20 protein-coding genes, 1 pseudogene and 1 riboswitch are annotated in these 21,309 nt (G+C 69.0%); of the genes and pseudogenes, 7 read left to right on the plus strand and 14 right to left on the minus strand.

The genetic code is table 11. The features are described from left to right. Positions 1 to 9: 9 nt before the first annotated feature. From AC07YH_RS17540 to AC07YH_RS17550, 3 genes are all read right to left on the minus strand, one after another. Positions 10 to 1,398, minus strand: coding sequence for a S41 family peptidase (locus tag AC07YH_RS17540; protein WP_494748242.1), 1,389 nt, complete (start codon positions 1,396 to 1,398; stop codon positions 10 to 12). A gap of 47 nt (positions 1,399 to 1,445) precedes the next feature. After that, the gene (gene thiC / locus AC07YH_RS17545; protein WP_494748243.1) at positions 1,446 to 3,281 is read right to left on the minus strand and encodes a phosphomethylpyrimidine synthase ThiC; all 1,836 of its coding nucleotides are present in this window, start codon (positions 3,279 to 3,281) and stop codon (positions 1,446 to 1,448) included. A gap of 74 nt (positions 3,282 to 3,355) precedes the next feature. Next, a riboswitch (TPP riboswitch) is annotated at positions 3,356 to 3,461 on the minus strand. 29 nt (positions 3,462 to 3,490) lie between these two features. Next, complete coding sequence (locus AC07YH_RS17550; RefSeq protein WP_494748244.1) at positions 3,491 to 4,018, minus strand: hypothetical protein; 528 nt, start codon at positions 4,016 to 4,018, stop codon at positions 3,491 to 3,493. A 100-nt stretch (positions 4,019 to 4,118) separates the two neighbouring features. Here AC07YH_RS17550 and AC07YH_RS17555 point away from each other — a divergent pair, with 100 nt between their 5' ends. Continuing rightward, positions 4,119 to 4,640: a RidA family protein gene (locus tag AC07YH_RS17555; RefSeq protein ID WP_494748245.1), complete on the plus strand. Its 522-nt coding sequence runs from the start codon at positions 4,119 to 4,121 to the stop codon at positions 4,638 to 4,640. A gap of 3 nt (positions 4,641 to 4,643) precedes the next feature. On the opposite strand, the gene ypfJ is transcribed toward AC07YH_RS17555, so the two are convergent. From ypfJ to AC07YH_RS17570, 3 genes are read right to left on the minus strand one after another with little or no spacing between them, the layout of a single operon-like run. Next, positions 4,644 to 5,492, minus strand: a complete 849-nt coding sequence (gene ypfJ, locus AC07YH_RS17560; protein WP_494748246.1) for a KPN_02809 family neutral zinc metallopeptidase — start codon at positions 5,490 to 5,492, stop codon at positions 4,644 to 4,646. A gap of 15 nt (positions 5,493 to 5,507) precedes the next feature. Next, positions 5,508 to 5,888, minus strand: a complete 381-nt coding sequence (locus tag AC07YH_RS17565) for a hypothetical protein (protein WP_494748247.1) — start codon at positions 5,886 to 5,888, stop codon at positions 5,508 to 5,510. Positions 5,889 to 5,944: 56 nt separating this feature from the next. Next, positions 5,945 to 6,502: a tetratricopeptide repeat protein gene (locus AC07YH_RS17570; RefSeq protein WP_494748248.1), complete on the minus strand. Its 558-nt coding sequence runs from the start codon at positions 6,500 to 6,502 to the stop codon at positions 5,945 to 5,947. A gap of 148 nt (positions 6,503 to 6,650) precedes the next feature. Here AC07YH_RS17570 and cuyA point away from each other — a divergent pair, with 148 nt between their 5' ends. The 3 genes and pseudogenes from cuyA (at position 6,651) to cuyB (ending at position 8,491) form a co-directional block, all read left to right on the plus strand. Further along, on the plus strand, positions 6,651 to 7,652 hold the full coding sequence (gene cuyA, locus AC07YH_RS17575) for a D-cysteate sulfo-lyase (RefSeq protein WP_494748249.1): 1,002 nt from the start codon (positions 6,651 to 6,653) through the stop codon (positions 7,650 to 7,652). A gap of 4 nt (positions 7,653 to 7,656) precedes the next feature. Beyond that, positions 7,657 to 7,777, plus strand: a pseudogene (locus AC07YH_RS17580) (hypothetical protein). A 45-nt stretch (positions 7,778 to 7,822) separates the two neighbouring features. Beyond that, positions 7,823 to 8,491, plus strand: coding sequence for a cysteate racemase (gene cuyB, locus AC07YH_RS17585; protein WP_494748250.1), 669 nt, complete (start codon positions 7,823 to 7,825; stop codon positions 8,489 to 8,491). On the opposite strand, the gene AC07YH_RS17590 is transcribed toward cuyB, so the two are convergent. Continuing rightward, positions 8,481 to 8,663, minus strand: coding sequence for a hypothetical protein (locus AC07YH_RS17590; RefSeq protein WP_494748251.1), 183 nt, complete (start codon positions 8,661 to 8,663; stop codon positions 8,481 to 8,483). The two genes, cuyB and AC07YH_RS17590, sit on opposite strands and share 11 nt — an antisense overlap. A gap of 538 nt (positions 8,664 to 9,201) precedes the next feature. Between AC07YH_RS17590 and AC07YH_RS17595 the strand changes: the two genes are divergently transcribed. Further along, positions 9,202 to 10,839, plus strand: a complete 1,638-nt coding sequence (locus AC07YH_RS17595; protein ID WP_494748252.1) for a pectate lyase — start codon at positions 9,202 to 9,204, stop codon at positions 10,837 to 10,839. Between the two features lie 3 nt (positions 10,840 to 10,842). On the opposite strand, the gene AC07YH_RS17600 is transcribed toward AC07YH_RS17595, so the two are convergent. From AC07YH_RS17600 to AC07YH_RS17615, 4 genes are all read right to left on the minus strand, one after another. Continuing rightward, positions 10,843 to 11,418 carry an SRPBCC family protein gene (locus AC07YH_RS17600; RefSeq protein ID WP_494748253.1) on the minus strand — a complete coding sequence of 192 codons (576 nt, stop codon included), beginning with the start codon at positions 11,416 to 11,418 and terminating at the stop codon, positions 10,843 to 10,845. A 50-nt stretch (positions 11,419 to 11,468) separates the two neighbouring features. Further along, a complete protein-coding gene (locus tag AC07YH_RS17605) occupies positions 11,469 to 11,735 on the minus strand; it encodes a helix-turn-helix domain-containing protein (RefSeq protein WP_494748254.1) in 267 nt (88 codons plus the stop codon). An 89-nt stretch (positions 11,736 to 11,824) separates the two neighbouring features. After that, positions 11,825 to 14,650: an ATP-dependent DNA helicase gene (locus AC07YH_RS17610; protein WP_494748255.1), complete on the minus strand. Its 2,826-nt coding sequence runs from the start codon at positions 14,648 to 14,650 to the stop codon at positions 11,825 to 11,827. Between the two features lie 49 nt (positions 14,651 to 14,699). Next, complete coding sequence (locus AC07YH_RS17615; RefSeq protein ID WP_494748301.1) at positions 14,700 to 15,668, minus strand: SEL1-like repeat protein; 969 nt, start codon at positions 15,666 to 15,668, stop codon at positions 14,700 to 14,702. A gap of 146 nt (positions 15,669 to 15,814) precedes the next feature. On the opposite strand from AC07YH_RS17615, the gene AC07YH_RS17620 reads away from it, so the two are divergent. Further along, positions 15,815 to 18,379 (plus strand): ligase-associated DNA damage response DEXH box helicase, encoded by a 2,565-nt coding sequence (locus AC07YH_RS17620; RefSeq protein WP_494748256.1) that lies wholly within the window; start codon positions 15,815 to 15,817, stop codon positions 18,377 to 18,379. Next, positions 18,376 to 19,083 (plus strand): ligase-associated DNA damage response endonuclease PdeM, encoded by a 708-nt coding sequence (gene pdeM, locus AC07YH_RS17625; protein WP_494748257.1) that lies wholly within the window; start codon positions 18,376 to 18,378, stop codon positions 19,081 to 19,083. Before AC07YH_RS17620 ends, pdeM begins: the two co-directional genes overlap by 4 nt. Positions 19,084 to 19,090: 7 nt before the next feature. Here pdeM and AC07YH_RS17630 read toward each other — a convergent pair whose 3' ends face one another. From AC07YH_RS17630 to AC07YH_RS17640, 3 genes are read right to left on the minus strand one after another with little or no spacing between them, the layout of a single operon-like run. Beyond that, the gene (locus AC07YH_RS17630) at positions 19,091 to 19,552 is read right to left on the minus strand and encodes a DUF3429 domain-containing protein (protein ID WP_494748258.1); all 462 of its coding nucleotides are present in this window, start codon (positions 19,550 to 19,552) and stop codon (positions 19,091 to 19,093) included. A 3-nt stretch (positions 19,553 to 19,555) separates the two neighbouring features. Then, a complete protein-coding gene (locus AC07YH_RS17635; protein WP_494748259.1) occupies positions 19,556 to 20,332 on the minus strand; it encodes a TIGR02186 family protein in 777 nt (258 codons plus the stop codon). Beyond that, positions 20,329 to 21,252, minus strand: coding sequence for a sulfite exporter TauE/SafE family protein (locus AC07YH_RS17640; protein ID WP_494748260.1), 924 nt, complete (start codon positions 21,250 to 21,252; stop codon positions 20,329 to 20,331). Before AC07YH_RS17640 ends, AC07YH_RS17635 begins: the two co-directional genes overlap by 4 nt. Positions 21,253 to 21,309 lie beyond the last annotated feature (57 nt).

A 21,309-nucleotide genomic window follows, 5' to 3' on the forward strand; every position in this document is an offset into this window, starting at 1 on the left:
CAAGGACGTTCAGTGTCCGGGTGTTCCGACACTCCCGTCGCGAATTTTCGTGATCAGGCCCGAGATGGCCTTGGCGTGGCCGCCCGACAGGTCCGAATCCGGGAAGATCGCCAGGGGGACATCGGGGACCAGCCCCCTGCCCTCCAGGTCCTCGCCGTTCGGGCCCTTGTAGAGTTCGGCCGGCAGGGCCAGGGTCCAGCCGTTGGGCAGAGGCTTGGGCAGCTGGTCCGAGAACGCCCCGCGCGTCGTCCCGCCCACCTGGGTGACATTGGGCAAGGCCTTCATCATCAGGGTGAAGGTCTCGCCGGCGCTGACGGTGATGTCGCTGGTGACCAGATAGACCGGCCCGGTGAAGCTGACCGCGCTGGCCGGCTCGACCTTGACCGGCTGCGGCGGCGCCTTGGCCCCGACCGGGACCTTGGCGTAGGCGGCGCGCAGCTGGCCCGCGAAGCGGCCGGCGATCCGCTGGCCGATGACGTCGTAGCCGCCCCGGTTGTTGCTGACGTCGACGATCACCGCCTTGGCCCCGGAGAAAGCCGTGAGGGCCTCGTCCAGCACGGCGTCCAGCGGTCGGGGATCATCCGGCGCGGCGTTGCGGGCGAAGGCGCCCATGGTGACGATGTTCAGGTAGCCGATGTCATCGACCCGCCCCCAGAAGACGCGGTTGTTGGCCGCCTGTCGCCCCTTGCCTTGCAGAATCCCGGTCAGGATGCCTTCGCGATAGGCCTGCAGCCAGGCCTTCTCCTCGCCCTGCGGGTCGGCGGCGTGGACGCGGTTCAGGGTCGGGGACTCGCCCGGCTCCAGGTCGCGCCGAGACCCGCCGACCATGCCGTGCAGCTCGACATGCGGATCGTCCAGGCCGGCCAGCAGGCCCGACAGCGCCGTCCACAGCTGCGCGTCGGTGGCGGTCGGGCTGACTTGGGCCAGGGCCGCGGCCTTGCGCGCCGGCCAGTCCAGCTTGCGCTCGGCCGAGCGCGGATAGTAGGCGGCGAAGGTGTCGGCGGCGAAGGCCACGATGCGGTCGGGCGTCCAGGCCGCCGCCGCGATGCAGGGCGTCGGCAGGTTCGGGAGCTTGTCGAACAGATAGCGCGTGCTATCGGCGCCGCCGGTCAGCGAGATCGTCCCCTGCCCCTCGGCCCGCCACAGGCTCATGACCCCGTCGGGATCGGGCTCGCGGCGCGGATCGGGATAGCAGGCCTCGCCGGCGGTCTGGAACAGCTGAGCCCCGTCCGGCCCGAACTGCACGATCCAGCCATAGCCCCGCGACTTCCAGGCCCCGCGCAGCTCGGCCGCTACGGGCTGACCCTTGGCCTGCACGGGCCAGAACGGGCTATCGGCCAACGCCGGCCCGGCGACAGCAAGAACGGCGACGGCCGCCAGGAGACTCAGACTTTTCATGGCCGCGACGGTGGAGATGTCTCCACCGCCGCGCCAGTGAAATCGGCCTATTCGGTCTTCAGATAGATCTCAGACCCCTGCTCTTTGAACTTCTCGCTCATCTGCGCCATGCCCAGTTCGGCGTTCGGCGCGAGACCGGCGGCGAAGTCGCGGACCTCGTGGCTGATCTTCATCGAGCAGAACTTGGGACCGCACATCGAGCAGAAGTGGGCGGTCTTGTGCGCTTCCTTCGGCAGGGTCTCATCGTGGAACTTGCGGGCGGTCTCGGGGTCCAGGCCCAGGTTGAACTGGTCCTCCCAGCGGAACTCGAAGCGCGCGCGGCTGATGGCGTCGTCCCACATGGCCGCGCCGGGGTGACCCTTGGCGAGGTCGGCGGCGTGGGCGGCCAGCTTGTAGGTGATGACGCCGGTCTTGACGTCGTCGCGGTCCGGCAGGCCCAGGTGCTCCTTGGGCGTGACGTAGCAGAGCATCGCCGTGCCGAACCAGCCGATCATCGCCGCCCCGATAGCCGAGGTGATGTGGTCGTAGCCAGGCGCGATGTCCGTGGTCAACGGGCCCAAGGTGTAGAAGGGGGCCTCGTGGCAGTGCTTCAGCTGCTCGTCCATGTTGGCCTTGATCTTGTGCATAGCCACGTGGCCCGGCCCCTCGATCATCACCTGGACGCCGTGGTTCCAGGCCACCTTGGTCAGCTCGCCCAGGGTGCGCAGCTCCGAGAACTGGGCCTCGTCATTGGCGTCGGCGGTCGAGCCTGGACGCAGGCCGTCGCCGAGGCTGAACGACACGTCGTAGGCGCGCATGATCTCGCAGATGTCCTCGAAGCGCTCGTAGAGGAAGTTCTCCTTGTGGTGGGCCAGGCACCACTTGGCCATGATCGAGCCGCCGCGCGAGACGATGCCGGTGACGCGCTTGGCGGTCATCGGGATGAACGGCAGGCGCACGCCGGCGTGGATGGTGAAGTAGTCGACGCCCTGCTCGCACTGCTCGATCAGGGTGTCGCGGAAGACCTCCCAGTTCAGGTCCTCGGCCACGCCGTTGACCTTCTCCAGCGCCTGGTAGATCGGCACCGTGCCGATCGGGACGCTCGAGTTGCGGATGATCCAGTCGCGGATGTTGTGGATGTTGCGCCCGGTCGACAGGTCCATGACCGTGTCGGCGCCCCAGCGCGTGGCCCAGACCAGCTTGTCGACCTCGTCGGCGACGGTGGAGAGCACCGCCGAATTGCCGATGTTGGCGTTGATCTTGACCAGGAAGTTGCGGCCGATCGCCATCGGCTCCAGCTCGCCGTGGTTGATGTTGGCCGGGATGATGGCGCGGCCGCGGGCGATTTCCTGGCGCACGAACTCGGGCGTCACGAAGTCGGGGATCGAGGCGCCGAAGTCCTCGCCGTCGCGCACGCACGGGCGGTCCTGCTCGCGGCGCAGGTTCTCGCGGATGGCGACATATTCCATCTCGGCGGTGATGATGCCTGCGCGAGCGTATTCCAGCTGGGTGACCAGTTTGCCGGGCTTGGCGCGGTAGATCGTGCGGCTGTTGTCCGGGAACTCGGGGGCCAGGTGCTTGCCTTGGGCGAAGCCGTTGTCCTCGGGCTTCACCAGGCGCGGCGTGGTGACGATTTCGACGTCGCCGCGCGCCACGACCATGGCCTCGCGGGTGCGCGGCAGGCCCTTCTCGATGTCGATGGCCACGCTCGGGTCGCTGTAGGGACCGGACGGGTCATAGATCGTCACCGGCGGCTCGTTGGCCGACGGGTGGACGGCCACCTCGCGGAACGGCACGCGGATGTCGGGGAACAGCTCGCCGGCCTGGTAGACCTTGCGCGAGCCGGGGATGGGGCCGGTCGAGATGGTCTCGGCCACGGATTTGATGGTGGTCTGGATATTCATAGTCGGGCGCTCCTTCGGCTTTAAGGAGACCCGGACGTGTCGCGCTTGAGTCGGTTTACGGGCGGGCTACGAGGGCTCCGACCGCGTTCCCTCCCTTCGCCGGCATGACCCGGATCAGGTTCTACGGGTCAGGGCCAAAGCCCAATCTCAGCCGCGCGAGCGACCCCCCGGTGAACAACGGCCGGACACTAAGCCGAGTTTGATATGGGTCAAGAGCGGAAGGCGCGTCCCGCCGTCCAAGAGGTCAAGCCGGCCAATGCTCCAGACACAGCGCCGGCAACCAGGGAGGAAATCCGGTGATTTGGCGCGAAACCCCAGGACCAGGCGAAACTCCAGCCCAGAAACAATCCAAACAATGCCCCCGCAATCAGGAACCATCCGACGTTCTTAGCCCTTGATCGGCGGGAGACGACGGTCAGTAGGCGTGCGCCCACCAAAGCCGCGCCCCAAAATATCCAGCCGACCAAGAAGGCAAGGCCGATCAGGCTGATCGCCAAACCATTTAGGATGCACTCCAGGATCCAAGCCGCGCCTTTGCTGGCAATGCGGACACCGACCGGGTCCAGCAAATCGCCAGCGGCTATCCAGGTTATGCAGAAGCTGAAATACCCGGCGCTCGCCGCCAACGCCGCGTCGCGCCAAGGACGACCTTCTCTACACGCATTGCCACTGTCTTTCGCCATAAGTGATGGTATCTGAACGGCAAGCTCAACCTCAATACGGTACAGGGCCGGCACGCCAGGAAAGGTGTCGCGACCCGCCGGGTGACGGTTAATTCACTTGCCGCCGGTGGCAGGTCACGCGATCCGGAGACCCACGTTCTTCCGGAGAGCCGCCATGACCTTCCGCCGCCTGGCCCTGCCTGTCCTCTGCGCCCTGATCGCCACGCCCGCCCTGGCGCAGGAGACCTATCCGAAGATGATCCCCACGCCCGGCGGCGAGGTGATCATCCCGTCGGAGCGCAATCAGAAGGCCTATGACGAGTTCAAATACGCCCCCGCCCGCCGGGCCGGCGACATGCTCTACGTCTCGGGCGCCGTCGCCGGGCGCGGCAAGGACGAAGGCACGGACCCGGAGTCGTTCAAGCGCCAGGTCCGCCGCGCCTTCGTCGCCCTGGACAATACGCTGAAGGCCTCGGGCGCGACCTTCGACGACGTGGTGATGATCAACAGCTTCCACGTCTGGGAAGGCCCCGACCAGCCCGCCCCGCGCTGGGAACAGCTGGCCATGGTCAACGCGGTCAAGAGCGAGTTCATCAAGGGCGCACATCCGGCCTGGACCGCCGTTGGCACCACCGGCCTGCTTCCGGCCGGCGGCATCGTCGAGATCCAGCTGATCGCCTACGCCCCGAAGAAGTAGCCCCTAGAGCCGGCGCGCCGAGAAGGTGTCGCAGGCCGCCGGGTCGCCCTGGTCGTAACCGCGCGTGAACCAGCGCATGCGCTGGGCGCTGGAGCCGTGGGTGAAGCTGTCGGGCACGACCTGGCCCTGGCTCTGCTTCTGGATGGTGTCGTCGCCGACCGCGGCGGCGGCGCCCAGGCCGTCCTTGATGTCTTCGCGATTGATGACGATCTTGCCGCCCGAGGCCGGGCCCGCGTGAGCCGCCCAGACGCCGGCATAGCAGTCGGCCTGCAGCTCCAGCCGCACCGAACCGCTCTCCTCGCCGCGCGCGCCCAGTCGGCGGGCCTGCTGGTCGGCGCCCAGCAGGTGCTGCACGTGGTGGCCGATCTCGTGGCTGACGACATAGGCGCGAGCGAACTCGCCCTTGGCCCCGAAGCGGCTTTCCAGCTCCTGCCAGAACGACAGGTCCAGATAGACCTTCTGGTCTGCCGGACAATAGAACGGCCCCATGGCCGACTGGCCCGTGCCGCAGCCAGTGCCGGTGGCCTGATCATAGAGCACGATGGCCTTGGGCGGACGGTAGTCGACGCCCTGGTCGCGCAGCATCGGCGTCCAGACGTCACGGTTGGAGGTCTCGACCACGTCGATGAACTGGCCCTCGCGGTCGGAGACCTGACCGCGCGTACCCTCTTGAGCAGCGGGCTGCTGGAGACCTTGCGTGGCCTCCATCGTCGTGCGCGGATCGATGCCGAACACGAAATAGCCGATGGCCGCCAGGACCACCGCGCCGATGCCGCCGCCGGCGACGCCCACAGGCCCAATGCCGCGCCGATCCTCGATATTGCCGGACCGGCGACCGCCTTCCCACTCCATGCGTAGTCCTCGTCTTTAGCGCTGCTGCTTGGGTTCGCTGGCCGGCCGGATGGCCCGCATGCGCGCATTGCTCTCGTCCAGCGCCGCCTGCGTCAAGCGCTCAAGCTGCAGCGACGACGCGGTGAGGTCGGAGTTGCCCGGGGGCAGCGCGTCCGTCGGCGCCGGCCGCAGGCTCGGCTCGGCGCGCTGCGCCTCCAGGCCGCGCAGCCGGATGGCCGTGTCGGCCCGGGTCTGGGCGTTGGACATCTCGGTCTGGCTGGCCGACTGCGCGCGCCGGGCGTCCTGCAGGGCGTGTTCGGTCATGAAGCGATCCTGCAGCGCGGTCTGCCCCCAGGCGAGCTCGGAATAGGCCGCGCCGCCCAGGGTCGCCAGGCCGGCCGTCAACAAGAGAAACATGCGCGTCATCGAACCTACTCCCGGATACGGAGGCGGCCGACGACGCGCCGGACGCGTCAGGGCCGCTTGACCGTGAAACGCGCGAGTTCGGTCTTCGGCGCCGGCCAGTCGGGCTTCAGCTCGGCCGCCCGCGAATAGTCCTTGTAGGCGGCGGTCAGGTCGCCGAGGCCCTCATTGGCCAGGCCGCGATTGAAGAATGCCTTCTCCGGCGCCTTCACGCCCATGCCCAGGCCCTTGTCGATCTGCTCGACGCCTTCACGATAGCGCTCCTCGCCGACGAAGGTCGCACCGCGGTTCACATAGGCCTCGCCCAGGTTGGGATCGATGTTGGACGCCTGGTCGAAGTCGGCGCGGGCGGCGCCGAACTGCCGCTGGCGCATCTGCAGCACGCCCCGGTTCACCAGGGTGCGGGCCCGGTCGCGGAAGTTCAGGGTCTCGACCTCCAGCGCCGTGGTGCAGGCCAGGACGGCGCGGTTGTCGGTGCGACCCTTTTCGGCCGCGTCGGAACATTCCTGGGCCGAGCCGCCGCCGATCACCATGTTCGAAGCGCCGGCGGCTCCGGCGACGGCCAGCATGGCCGTGGCGCAGAGGGCGGCGAGAGGGATTGCTCGCATGTGTCTTCCTCCCATCGGGCCGGTCTCGATGGCCGGCCGCTTATGGCGCGCGATCATAGCACCGTCGTGTCGCCCATCTAAGCGCCGCCATAGCTTCCCGCGCCGGTCGTGCTAACAGAGGCGGCGAGTCCCCTCAGGAACACGCGTCATGCACCTCGCCCGCTTCCCCCGCGCCCGCTTCGCCCACCTGCCCACGCCGCTGGAGCCCCTGCCCCGCCTGGGCGCCGAGCTCGGTATCGACCTTTGGGTCAAGCGCGACGACTGCACGGGCCTGGCCGGCGGCGGCAACAAGACCCGCAAGCTGGAATTCCTGCTCGGTGAAGCCCTGGAACAAGGCGCCGACACCCTGGTGACCCAGGGCGCGGTGCAGTCCAACCACGTGCGCCAGACCATCGCCGCCGGTGCCCGCTTCGGCCTGAAGACCGAGGTGATCCTGGAAGAGCGCACTGGCTCCAAGGCCAGCGACTACATGGGCAACGGCAACGTCCTGCTCGACAAGCTGATGGGCGCGGCGATCCGCTACGTGCCGGGCGGCACCGACATGGTCGCCGAGCTGGAAGCCACCGCCGACAGCGTCCGCCAGCGCGGCGGCAAGCCCTATGTCATCCCCGGCGGCGGCTCGAACACGGTCGGCGCCCTGGGCTATGTCGACTGCGCCCGCGAGTTCGTGGTCCAGGCCGACCAGATGGACCTGAAATTCGACCGCTTCGTCACCGCCACCGGCAGCGCCGGCACCCACGCGGGTCTGGTGGCGGGCTTCGCGGCTCTGTCGCTGGATATCCCCATCCTTGGCTTCGGCGTCCGCGCGCCCAAGGCCAAGCAGGAAGAGAACGTCTTCAACCTGGCCGTCGCCACCGCCGAGAAGATCGGCGCGGCCGGCCGCGTGACCCGCGACATGGTCGTGGCCGACTGCGACTATGTCGGCGAGGGCTATGGCCTGGTGGACCAGGGCGTGATCGACGCCCTGGCCCTGGCCGCCCGCACCGAGGGCCTACTGTTCGACCCGGTCTATTCGGGCAAGGCGCTGAAGGGCCTGATCGACCAGGCCAAGAAGGGCGCGTTCAAGGGCGAGCGGGTCGTGTTCCTGCACACCGGCGGCGCCCAGGGCCTGTTCGGCTATCAGTCGGTGTTGGAGCCGTCGCTAGGCTGACAGCGTGATTGAGCGCCCCCTCCGTCTCGATGCGTATCCGCATCGATCCACCTCCCCCGCTTTGCGGGTGAGGAGAAGCTGCTCCTCCTGCCCCGCTTGCGGGGGAGGTGGCGCGGCGCCGATAGGCGACGTGACGGAGGGGGCGCAGCCTTGATCGAAGGATTTACCTCATGAGCAAGATCCTCGGCGTCCTCGGCGGCATGGGTCCGGCGGCGACCCTGGACTTCCTGGCGAAGCTCCAGGCCGCCACCCCGGTCAAGCGCGAGCAGGATCATCTGCGGGTGCTGGTCGACATCAATCCGAAGGTGCCGGACCGCAACCTCGCCAGCTCGGATCCCGGTCCGGTGCTGGCGGCGATGGCGACGGGCTTGCGCGATGGCGGGGCCCAGGTCCTGGCCATCGCCTGCAACACCGCCCATGCCTATGCCGAGGAGGTCCGCGCGTCGGGTCTGCCGCTGGTCGACATGCTGGAGACGGCGGGTCTAGCCGCCCAGGCCAAGGGCGCCAGCGTCGTCGGCGTGCTGGGCACCAGCCTGGCGCTCAGCCTCTATCGCGACCGCTTCTCGCACATGGGGCTGGAGGTGGTGATGCTGGACGACCACGAGCAGGTCGAGTTCATGGCCCTGCTCTATCGCATCAAGCAGGGCGATGTCGGCCCGGCCTCGCGCGAGACCATGGCCGCCCTGGCCCACCGCCTGGTCGGCAAGGGCGCGCAGGGCGTGGTGGCGGGCTGTACGGAAGTGCCGTTGGTGCTGGACGCGGCCGACCTGTCGGTGCCGTTCCTGGATGCGACGGAAGAGCTGGCGAAGCGCTGTGTCGAGGTCTGCCTCAGCGCGTGAGCGACTGGCGGCTGTCCTCGTAAGAAGCCTCGAACATGCCCAGCAGGGCCGCCGCGCCGCGCGAGGCCTGGGCCATGCGCAGCAGCGCCGCGCGGGCGTGGGCGTTGTCGGCGATCTCGGCTTGACGCTCGAGACGCTCCGCTTCGCTCAGATGGTCGTTTCGGTTCCCCATGCCGCAAACGTTTACAGGACCTAAACGACACGACCATGCGACCGCTGGACGCACACCGTTCGTTAACCAAGGTTTGGCGTGCGCCCGATTGTCACAGAATGTTAAATCGCAAGCATAGCGCGCAAATGAAAACACCCCCGGACCGCGAGGTCCGGGGGTGTTGTCCTGTTCCCCAACAGGACGGCGTCGGCGGCGCTAGAACCAGCGCGGCGGCGTCGCCTCAAAACTGATGGGCGTTGTTTCGCCGAACGAGGGTCCACAGGCAACGTGTCGCCCTGTCGCACCCCCCATTATGGGGACGAAGCGACGCTTGAAATCCTTTGCATACAGAGACTTGCCCGCATGTGCGGCGCGCTGACGCAGCAATCCCATAATGAGGGAACCCGTCGCAAAAAGTGGGTAGCCAAATCTATGACACCGGTAGCAAGGTGTTGCCAACCGTCGCAGCAGACGACGGGGCCGTTCACGGCCGGGAGGAACGCTTAAAGCCCTAGCGGCTTCCCGACGTCTGACGGCTCCGCCTCACCCGGAGTCCCGCATGCCGCTCAGCCCCATTTCCCGCCGCCGCCTGATGGCCACCACGGCCGCCGCCTTCGCCGCCGCCGGCCTGCCGCTGAAGGCCCTGGCCGCGCCGACCAAGGCCGACGCGCTGGGCACGATGAAGAAGGCCGCCAAGTTCATGGTCGAGAAGGCCGCCTACAAGGGCGGCTATGTCTGGTCCTACTCGGCCGACCTGTCGCGCCGCTGGGGCGAGATGGAAGCCTTCCCGACGATGATCTGGGTGCAGCCGCCCGGCACCGGCACGGTCGGCCACCTGTTCCTGGACGCCTACCACGCCACCAAGGACGAGTATTACTACGACGCCGCCTGCAAGGCCGCCGACGCCCTGATCGCCATCCAGAACCCGGCCGGCGGCTGGAACTATATCGGCGACTTCGCCGGCGAGGCCTCGCTGAAGAAGTGGTACGACACCATCGGCAAGAACGGCTGGCGCCTCGAGGAATTCCAGCACTACTACGGCAACTGCACCTTCGACGACGAAGGCACCGCCGAGTGCTGCAAGTTCATGCTGCGCATGTACGTCGAGAAGAAGGATCCCAAGTACAAGGCCGCCTTCGAGAAGGCCCTGAAGTTCGTGCTGGAGAGCCAGTATCCGGTCGGCGGCTGGCCGCAGCGCTATCCGTTGAAGGACGAGTTCCACCATCACGGCAACCCGGACTATACCAGCTTCATCACCTTCAACGACGACGTGGTCGGCGAGAACATCGAGTTCCTGATCATGGTCTACCAGGCCCTGGGCGACAAAACCGTCCTGGAGCCGATCCGCCGCGCCATGGACTGCTATGTCGCCTGCCAGCAGCCGGCGCCGCAGCCGGCCTGGGGCCTGCAGCACACCGTGGCCGACCTGAAGCCGGCCGGCGCCCGCACCTATGAGCCCAAGGCCTTCGCCACCCACGCCACGGCCAGCTGCCTGTCGCAGATGCTGACCTTCTACCAGCTGACCGGCGATCCGAAATACATCGCCCGCGTGCCGGAAGCCCTGGACTGGCTGGACTCGGTGCGCCTGCCCGACGACGTCATGCCGGGCAAGCCGCGCTATCCGACCTTCATCCAGATCGGCAACGGCCGTCCGCTGTACGTGCACCGCACGGGCTCGAACGTGGTCAGCGGCCGCTACTTCACCGACGAGAACCCGCACAACACGGTCACCCACTACTCGTCGTTCCGGAACGTGGACGTCAAAGGCCTGCGCGCCCGCTACGAGAAGCTGAAGGCCACCCCGCCGGAAGAGGCCAGCAAGCACTCGCCGCTGAAGGGCCAGCGCCCGCTGCCCAAGTACTTCATGGTCAAGGACATCTCGGTCGAGGACCTGTCGGTTGGCGGCGACCTGTCCAGCTCGGCCCCCAAGGCCGTGTCGGCCGACGCCGAGAAGGTCACCAAGCTGACCATGGAGCTGAACGGCGAAGGCTGGTGGCCCACGCCCCTGACCTCGACCAGCCAGCCCTATGCCGGCGAGCCTCCGGCCGAGCCGACGCCGGGCGACTTCTCGGAGACCAAGGTCGGCGACAAGTACGACACCTCGCCCTATCCCGATCCGCACCCGAAGATCGGCATCTCGACCGGCGCGTTCATCGCCAACATGGCGACGCTGATCAAATATATCGACGTGGCTTAAAGCCTACTCGCAGGCGCGCCGGAGGTTCATCAGGACCTTCGGCGTGTCCTTGCGCAGCGCCTCGCGCATCATGCCCTTGGGCACAGGCCAGTCGACCGCCAGGCGGTTGTCGTAGAACACCCGCGTGCCGCGCCCGCCGTCCAGCGGCTGCAGGCGCCACTCGCCCTGCTCGACCTTCAGGTCGCCCTCCACCAGGTGGAAGCGTATGCGGCTGACCGGCTCGTAGTCGGAGCGGAACACGATCCTCATGCCCGGAAACACGAAGGTGCGCCGGGTGACGTGCTCGCGGATGTCCCAACCCTTGCGCTGGTCGCCGGAGACGATGCGGCAGCTGGCCAGGTTGGTGATCATCCTGCCCGCCGTGGCGCAGTCGGTCATGATCGCCCAGACCTTCTCCGGCGGCGCGGCGATGTCGACCACCGCCCGCACGCGTCCGGAAATGCCGTCGGGATCGGGCGCGACCTCGGCATAGGCCTCTCCCCTGGCCAGGGCGGTCTGGGCCTTGGGCGACAGTTCGACGGCCTGGGCGGGGCCGCTGAAGGCCCACAAAATCCCCGCCGTCACGATCCATCGCCGCATGCGTCTGCTCCTTGCCTGGAGCAGCTACGACGAGGACCCGTGAATAGACGCTAGGGTCGTGCTTGGGCCAACGCTTCCCGCACCACGTCCGGCGCGTGGTCGATCACCCGCAGATAGGCGGTCAGGGCCGCGTCGGGGCGGGCGTCGCCATGCTCCAGGTCTTCCAGCAGCATCAGGTCGATGTGGAAGATGCGGGCGAAGTCGGCTTGGCTGAGGCCCGTGCGCCAGCGCACAGCCTGGACCAGGGCCCGCGCCGAGCGCGAACGCGAGGGGGCGGCGGTTTCGTCGATCGCGGGGTCGGCGCTGCGGGTCATCATCGGGTACGCTCCTACTGCCTATCCCCGAGGACGGCTTCTAGGCCCGCTCGATTGCAGAAATTCGACGGCTTTGAGTCAGGCCCGCGTTATCAATCGGTCGTCTTGGCCAGGAAGGCCTTCGTGGCCTCGATCGCCTCGACCAGGGTGACCCGCTCCAGCGTCACGCCCTCGGGCAGGCTGGAGAACAATCGCGTCGGCGCGGCGGCGTCCAGCATCACGAACACGCCCCGGTCGTCGGCGCGGCGGATCAGTCGGCCGAAGGCCTGGCTGATGCGGGCGCGGGCCACGGCGTCATCATAGCCCTTGCCGCCGAAGCGCAGGCGGCGAGCCTTGTGCAGCACGTCCGGACGCGGCCACGGCACACGATCGAAGACCAGCAGGCGCAGGGACCTGCCCGGCACGTCCACCCCGTCGCGGATCGCGTCGGTGCCCAGCAGGCACGCGTCCTCCTCGGCCCGGAAGATGTCGACCAGCGCGCCCACCTCCAGCGGATCGACGTGCTGGGCGTAGAGGGCCAGGCCGTTGTCCGCGAGCGGCGCGGCGATACGCTCATGTACGGCCTTCAGCCGGCGGATGGCGGTGAACAGGCCAAGGCCCCCGCCCCCGGCGGCCAGGAACAGCTCGCGCATGGCCGCCGAGACCTGGCGCGGGTCTTCCTTGTTCACGTCGGTGACCACATAGGCCTTGGCGTGGTGCTCGTAGTCGAACGGCGAGACCAGCCGCAGCACCTTGGGCGCGGACGGCAGGCGGGCGGCGCCGGTGCGCATCTCGGCCAGGGCGAATGGGTCCTCCAGGGCCGGATCGACCAGGGTGGCGCTGGTCACCAGCACCCCGTGGGCGGGCGACAGCACCGCCGCGCGCAGCGGCTCGGTCGGGTCCACCCAGTGGCGGCGGCAGGCGGCGTCGACCACGCGGCCGTACAGGAACGTGGCCTCGAACCAGTCGACGAAATCCGGATCGCTCTCGGTCGGCTCGACGTCGTCGTCCTCGATCGCCTTCAGGATCGAGCGCCAGGCCGGCAGGGTCATGCGGGCGCGACGGTCCAGGCCCCGCAGCGCGCCCTCGATCCGGGCGCGTTCGGACGCGCCCAGGTGCTCGGCGTCCTCGTCCAGCACGTCTTCCAGGGCGCGGGCCAGGGCCAGCAGCGGCGCTTCGATGGCGGCCAGGGCCTTGGCGGCCTCCGGCGCGCGTTCGCGGACGAGGTCGGTGGCGGGCCTCGCGTCGCATTGCAGGCCAAGGTCCGCTCCGCCGCGCTCGCTGGTGCGGGCGCGCAGCTGCTCGATCACCGCGACCAGGAAGTTCTCGATCGGCCCGATCGGATTGATCTGCCCGTCCGGCGGCGCGACCCGGCCCGACCAGCCCTCGCCCGGCAAGGCGGCGGCGGCCTGGAGCACCTGGTTCATCGCGCCCCGCGCGCCCTCGCGATCGCCGAGAATGTCGAGCAGCCGCGCCTCAAGGCCTCGACCACGACGGCCACGGCCTTCGGGACCTCGGATCCAGCGGCGCAGTTCGGCCGCCTCGGCGCCGGACAGGGCAGCGGAGAACGCGCTGTCGGCGGCCTCGAACAGGTGGTGGCCTTCGTCGAAGACGATGCGCTTCAGGCTCGTCGTCTCATTGTCGCCCTTCAGCCCCCGCGCCGTCCGGGCGCCGTCGAAGGCGGCTTGCGTGAGGACCAGGGCGTGGTTGGCGATGACGATGTCGGCGCGCTTGGACGCCCGCACGGCCTTCTCGATGAAGCAGATGCGATAGTGCTGGCAGCCGGCGTGGATGCACTCGCCGCGCCGATCGACGAGGTTCGACGGGCTGGCCTGGGCCGAAGGTGGAACAGCGGAAAGCGTCGGCAGCCAGGCCGGGAAGTCGCCGCCGGTCATGTCGCCGTCGCGGCTGGCGCGGGTCCAGCGGGCGGTCAAGGCCAGGCCGATCAGGTCGCCATTGCCCAGCTGGGCGCCGTTGATCTGCTCCTGGAAGTTCAGCAGGCAGAGATAGTTCTCACGCCCCTTGCGGACGACGGCCTTCCTGGCCCGCTCCTTGGGGTCGGGATAGATCGACCGGCTCTCGCGCTCGATCTGGCGCTGGAGAGCGCGAGTATAGGTGCTGACCCAGACCGACGGGCCGTTGGCTTCGGCCCACAGCGAGGCCGGGGCCAGATAGCCCAGGGTCTTGCCGACGCCGGTGCCGGCCTCGGCCAACATCATGTGCGGCTCGCCCTCGCGCTCGCGCGGCTGGAAGGCGAACGTGGCCTCCTTGGCGAAGGTTACCTGCGCCTCGCGCACCTCCTCCAGCCCGGAGCGCTGCAAGAGCTGGGTCAGCCGTTCGGCCGCCCGTTCGGGATCGATCGGCCGCGAGCCGGGCTCGCCGGGCGGGGCCTGGTCTTCCCACTCGACCATGCGCGCCCAGACGTCGAGGCCCGAGCCTCGGAAGTGGTTGCCGGCCTGCACCGAGCGCAGCGCGCCGATCACGGCCGGGCCCCAGGACCAGCCGGCCTTGGCCAGGGTCTCGGCCACGGCCAGGGCCTCTTCGCGCGAAGGGACCGGGGCCACCATCAGATCGCGCAGCAGGGCGTCGGCGGCCTCGCGCAGGGTCTGGGCCTGTTCGGCCGCGCCGTGCGGCTCGCGCAGGCCCAGCGCCATGGCCAGGCCCACGGCCGAGGGGGCGCAGAAGGTCGCCGGCCGGACGAAGGCGTAGAGCTCCAGCACGTCGAACAGGCGCGGATGGCGCGAGGGCGGCGACAGGTTCAGGCGGCGGGCGGTCATGGCCGCGTGGGCCACCAGTACCGGGCCGTGTTCGAACAGATCGCGGGCGTCCGGCGGCCGCAGCATCCGCCCCTCGCCCGCCCCATCGGCCACGGCCGCGCGCGGCCCCGGCAGCACGACGAGCGCGGGGGCGAGATCCAGAGTCGGCGGGAAAGCGGTCACGCGACTCCGTTAGCAGAAACCGCCTTGAAACAGAATAAGAACAGATGCTTCAGACGACCGGGACCTCGTCATCGTCGAAGCCTTCCAGTCGGGCGATCGCCTTCTGGGCCTTCTGGCGCAGGTCGGCGTCCTTGCTCTCGGCCGCCTTGCGGTACATGCGCAAAGCCAGGTCGTCGTCGGCCTTGATGCCCTGGCCGCGCTCGCACATGACGCCCAGATCGTACCAGGCCTCCAGATAGCCGCGATCGGCGGCCAGCTGGAACCAGTGCATGGCCTGGGTGTAGTTGACCGGCACGCCCTCGCCGTTGTGGTGCACGACGCCCAGGTTCGACATCCCCGCTGGCAGGTCGTTGGCGGCGGCGGCGCTGTAGAATTTCAGGGCCTCGTCATGGTCCAGGCGCACGCCCGTCCCTTCCGAATGCAGCCGGCCCATCTCGTTCATGGCGTCGGGCGAGCCCATCTCGATCGCCTTGCGCAGCAGCGCCACGCCCTTGGCCGTGTCGACCCGCGTCCCGGAGCCGTCCAGATAGGCCTCGCCCGCGCTATAATAGCCGCGCGAGGAGCCGGCGGCGGCGGCCTTCAGGTACCAGGACAACGCCAGGCGCGGGTTCTCGGGAAGCCCCTCGCCACCCTCATAGGCGACGCCCAGATTGTACATGCCGTTGGGATCGCCCAGCCGGGCGGCTTGCGTGTAGAGCTTCATGGCCGTGCGGCGGTCGATCTTCACCCCGTCCGCGCCGTCGAAATAGACATTGCCCAGTTCGACCATGGCGTCGGTGTCGCCGCCGGCCACGCCCTTGCGCAGCCATGCCAGGGCCTGGGGCACGTCGCGCTCGACGCCCTCGCCGTCCAGATACAGCTTGGCCAGATCGACGTAGCGCGTGGGGTCGCCGCCCTGGGCGCCCTTCAAGGTGGCCGCGAAGGTCGCCCTGGCCTGGCCAGCGTCGGGCCGCGCCGAGGCCGCGCCGCCAAATGACAGCGCCAAGGCCAACACCACGGGCAGCACTCTGGTCCGCATCACGTCCCCACCGTCCCCGGATCGTCGCATCGACCGCGAGGGCGTCAAGGCAGACAACCGTCCGCTCGGCCCCGTGCAACCGGACTCGCCCGATACGGGTTCAAAAGACGGATGAAACAGAAGGGGAACATGCTATATCGCGGTCAATGCTCGCAGGCGATGCCCTCCCCCAACGTTTCCAGGACTGGTTCGCCGCCCGCGGCTGGAGCCCGCGCGAACACCAGCTGGCCATGCTGGACAAGGCCCGCCAAGGGCGCGGCGCCCTGCTGATCGCCCCCACCGGCGGCGGCAAGACCCTGGCCGGCTTCCTGCCCAGCCTGATCGAGCTGTCCGAGCGTCCGCCGCGCAATACGCCCGCCGGCGTCCACACCCTCTACATCTCGCCGCTGAAGGCCCTGGCCGTCGATGTCGAGCGCAACCTGCTCACTCCCATCCGCGAGATGGGCCTGAAGATCGTCGCCGAGAGCCGTACCGGCGACACCGGCGAGGCCCGCAAGGCGCGCCAGCGCGTGAAGCCGCCGGACATCCTGCTGACGACGCCCGAGCAGCTGGCGCTGTTCTGCGCCTGGGAAGGCGCGCGGGAGTACTTCGCCGACCTGCGCTGCGTGATCATCGACGAGGCCCACGCGATCTGGCCGTCCAAGCGCGGCGACCTGCTGGCTCTGGACCTGGCGCGCCTGCAGCAGTTCGCGCCGTCGATGCGGCGGGTGGGGCTGTCGGCGACGGTCGACGACCCGGACCTGGTGCGCAAGTGGCTGGGCGTGAACAAAGATCCTCCCCCTCCGGGGGAGGTGGCCCAGAGGGCCGGAGGGGGCCAGCTCGGCGACGGCGGTGCTGCCCCCTCCGTCGCTCCGCGACACCTCCCCCAAGAGGGGAGGATCCCTGAGCCCGACATCGACCTCGTCCTCGGCTCCGGCGGCGCGCAGCCGGTCGTCGAGGTCCTGGTCTCCGGCGGCCGCGTCCCCTGGGCCGGCCACACGGCCGAGCACGCCATGGCCGAGGTCTATGAGATCATCAAGTCGTCCCAGACCGCGCTGATCTTCGTCAACACCCGCTTCCAGGCCGAGTTCGCGTTCCAGCGCCTGTGGGAGCTGAACGAGGACGACCTGCCGATCGCCTTGCACCATGGCAGCCTGTCGGCCGAGCAGCGCCGCAAGGTCGAGGCGGCCATGACGCGCGGCGCGCTGCGGGCCGTGGTCTGCACCTCGACGCTGGACATGGGCATCGACTGGGGCGACGTCGATCTGGTCATCCAGCTGGCCGCGCCCAAGGGGGCCTCGCGGATGGTTCAGCGGATCGGTCGCGCCAACCATCGCCTGGACGAGCCCAGCCGCGCCCTCTTCGTGCCCGCCAGCCGCTTCGAGATGCTGGAATGCCGCGCCGCCGCCGACGCCATCCTGGAGAACCACCTGGACGGCGACCCGCCCCGGGTCGGCGCGCTGGACGTCCTGGCCCAGCACATCATGGGCTGCGCGTGCTCGGAGCTCTTCAAGCTGACCGATCTCTATGACGAGGTCCGCTCGTCAGGCCCCTATGCCGAGCTGTCGTGGGAGGACTTCGAGACCGTCGTCGATTTCGTCTCCACCGGCGGCTACGCGCTGCGCACCTACGACAAGTTCCGCCGCATCGTGCAGACGCCCGAAGGCCTGTGGACCGCCCGCAACGCCCAGGCCAGGCAGCAGCACCGGATGAACGTCGGGGTCATCGTCTCGCCCGGCATGATCAACATCCGCATCGGCGGCGGCAAAAGGCCCATGGGCGGCCGCAAGATCGGCGAGGCGGAAGAAGGCTATTTCGAACAGCTGACGCCCGGCGACACCTTCGTCTTCGCCGGCCAGGTCTGGCGCTACAACAGCCTGGTCGGCGCCGACGCCTTCGTCTCGCCCGCGCCGAACGACGATCCGAAGATGCCGAGCTGGGGTGGCTCGAAGTTCCCGCTCTCGACCTATCTGGCCAGCCGCGTGCGCCAGATGATGCACGACGAGCGCGAATGGACCGCCCTGCCCCCGGACGTCCAGGAGTGGCTCTCCTGGCAGAAGGTCCGCTCGGCGATCCCGGGCGACGGCGAGATGCTGCTGGAGACCTTCCAGCGCGGCAAGCGCTTCCACCTGGTCTGCTATCCGTTCGACGGGCGCCTGGCCCACACCACCCTGGCCATGCTGCTGACCCGCCGACTGGACCGCCTGGGCGTCGGACCGCTGGGCTTCGTCTGCAACGACTACGCGCTGAACATCTGGTCGCTGCGGCCGATGGATGGCCTCGATCTCGACGAACTGTTCGCCCAGGACATGCTGGGCGACGACCTGGAGGCCTGGCTCGACGAGAGCTTCATGATGAAGCGGGCCTTCAAGCACTGCGCCCTGATCGCCGGGCTGATCGAGCGCCGCCACCCCGGCGCCGAGAAGTCCGGGCGGCAAGTGACCTTCTCCACCGACCTGATCTACGACGTGCTGCGCAAACACCAACCCGACCACCTGATGCTGCGCTGCGCCCGCCACGACGCGGCCACCGGCCTGCTGGACATCGCCCGGCTGGGCGACATGCTGACCCGCGTTCAGGGCCGCATCCGCCACGTCCGGCTAGACCGCGTCTCGCCGTTCGCCGTGCCGATCATGCTGGAGATCGGCCGCGAACGCGCCCCGGGCGACGCGGCCGGCGAGGCGATCCTGGCCGAGGCGGAGGAAGACCTGATCGCCGAGGCCATGTCGTGACGCGTTTCGAAGCTTCAACCTGCGGCGGCCTGCGGGTCGCCCTAGCCAATGTCGAGGTCATGCTGCGCTGGTCCGGCGCGATGTGGCTGGAGCGCGAGCGCACCCTGGTGGTCGCCGACCTGCACTTCGAGAAAGGCAGCAGCTACGCCGCGCGCTTTGGCCAGATGCTGCCGCCCTACGACACGCGCGAGACCCTGGACCGCCTGGACCGTGAGCTGGCCCTGCTGTCGCCAGCGCGGCTGATCTTCCTCGGCGACAGCTTCCACGACGGCGGCGGCGAGTCGCGCCTGGCGGCCGACGACTACAAGCGCCTGGAAGGCCTGGCCCTGGGCCGCGAGCTGGTTTGGGCGGTCGGCAACCACGACGCCGACGGCCCCAAGGTCCTGCCCGGCGAGATCATCGACGAGGCGGCGATCGCCGGCCTCACCCTGCGCCACGAGCCCGTCGCCGGCGTCCAACTAGGCGAAGTCGCCGGTCACCTGCACCCCGCCGCCAAGGTCGCCAGCGGCCGCGCCACGACGCGCCGCCGCTGCTTTGTCACCGACGGCCAGCGGCTGGTGCTGCCAGCGTTCGGCGCGTTCACCGGCGGGCTCAATATCCTGGACGAGGCGTTCTCGAACCTGTTCGCCGGCCCGCTGCTGGCGGGGGCGCTAGGGCCGAGCCGCGTCCACGCGGTGGGACGGAAATCGCTGCGGCCGGACTAGGCCGCCGCTACATATGCAGCGCCTGCTCCAGGGCGAACGCCAGCGAGATCGCCGCGCCGGCCGTCATCAACGTCCGCATCCGTGGCCGCCAGCTGGGGCCGTCGTGATCCGTCACGTCCCAGACCCATTGCAGCAGGAACACCAGCAGGAAGCCCGACAGCTGCCAGGCGGCCTCGAACTTCAGCTCGCCCAGCAGCAGACCGAAACCGGCCAGCGGGAACAGCAGCGAGATGCCCAGGACCGACCAGCGCGGACTGGGGTTCTCGATCTCCAGCCCCGTGCGTACGCCGCCGAAGTACGAGACCATCGCGGCCGAATAGGCCAGCAGCGCGACCAGGGCCGGCTTCTGAATGGCGTCGGGGCCATAGCAGAACAGCACCGACGAGATGAAAAAGGGAATGAGGGTCGATAGACCAAAGACCCATACCGCCGGAGGAACCGGCATCCGCCCGCCCGCGGATTCATTCATGACTCAACTCCTTCGGAAGGCGACCGAAGCCGCCCACCCTGCCCCGAGCGCGACTATTACCGACACGAGCCCATAGGTCCACGGACGATCTTTGGCGAAGACGTAGAGCGCCCGCTCCGCGCCGGCCTTCTCGACCACGAAGGCGCGGTCGCGGATCGACACCGGCTTGCCGTCCTGGAACAGGACGATGCGGGCCGAGTACTGGCCGATCGGGGCCTCGGCGGGCAGGTCCAGTTGGGCGCGGAACAGGCCCTTGTCCACGAAACGGACGCCTTGCGGATCGGCGGCGTAGAGGCCGGCCTTCTCCTTCAGGCGCAGCACGGCGCGGCGCCAGTCGAGATAGTCGGCGCCCAGGCGGCTGACCACCACGTCGCGGACGCCGTAGGTGGTCTCGACCCGCTGCTCCAGCGGCGCGGCGATGGCCAGGTGCTCCAGCCCCGCCCCCAGGTGGCGCAAGGGCGCGAAGCCGGCGACGTCCTGCAGCTTGCGGGTCGAGGCCACGCGGTAGAAACCCGGCGCGCCTCGGAACACCACGGGACGGCTGTTCAGCCACAGGCCGGCGACCTGGGTCTTGCGGGCGATGCGCAGCGGCGTGTCGGGACCGCGCACGATGACGACGATGTCGCTGGGCCGGTCCTTGGGATCGAAGACCGCGCCGTAGAGCACGATCCGCGCGCCCCGGAAGCCGGAGCTGACGCGGATCTCGGTGTCGGTCAGGGCGGCGGAAACCGCCGGCGCCGGAGGGGCTTCGACCAATGGGATTGCAGGGGGCGGGATCATCGCGCCGTCCCTGTCATGATGACGAAGGCCTCGGTGGGCTTGATGAACAGATCCGCGCCCATGCGCAGGCCCACGACCAGCACCAGCAGGGCCAGCAGCGCCCGCAGCTCCTCGGCGCGGAAACGGCCGGAAGCCCGCGCGCCCAGCTGCGCGCCGATCACCCCGCCGATCAGCAGCAGGGTCGCCAGCACGATGTCCACCGTCTGGTTGCGGCCGGCCTGCAGCACGCTGGTCAGCGAGGTGGTGATGACGATCTGGAACAGGCTGGTGCCGACGACCACCGGCGCGGGCATCCGCAGCAGATAGATCATGGCCGGCACCAGGATGAAGCCGCCGCCGACGCCCATCACCGCCGACAGGATGCCGACAAACACGCCCAGCAGGATCGGCGGGATGACGCTGATATAGAGCCGCGAGCGCGGGAAGCGGACCTTGAACGGCAGGGCGTACAGCAGCGCGGGCCGGCGATCGCGACGCGGCTTGGGCGGCTGGCCGCTGCGGCGGCGCAGGATCGTGCCGACCGACTCGGTCAGCATCAGGCCGCCGATCACGCCCAGGAACAGCAGATAGGACAGCGACACGGCGAAGTCGGCCTGGCCGATCAGGCGCAGCCAGCGGAACACCTCGACCCCGATGAACGAGCCGATCGCCCCGCCGCAGGCCAGCACCCCGCCCATGCGGAAATCGACCGAGCGCTTCTTGCTGTAGGCGATGACGCTGGAGACCGACGAGGCGGCGACGTGGTTGGCCTCGCTGGCCACGGCGACGACCGGCGGGATGCCCATGAACACCAGCACCGGCGTCATCAGGAAGCCGCCGCCGATGCCGAACATGCCGGAGATGAAGCCCACGAGCCCGCCCAGCACCACCAGCAGCAGCGCGTTCACCGACACCTCGGCGATGGGAAGGTAGAAGTGCAAAGCTCGCGCGGCCTTCCGGCGTCAGGGATATCCCTGATTGCCGGTCGGGCGCGGTTG

The organism is Caulobacter sp. GW456-12-1-14-TSB4 (assembly GCF_059424195.1).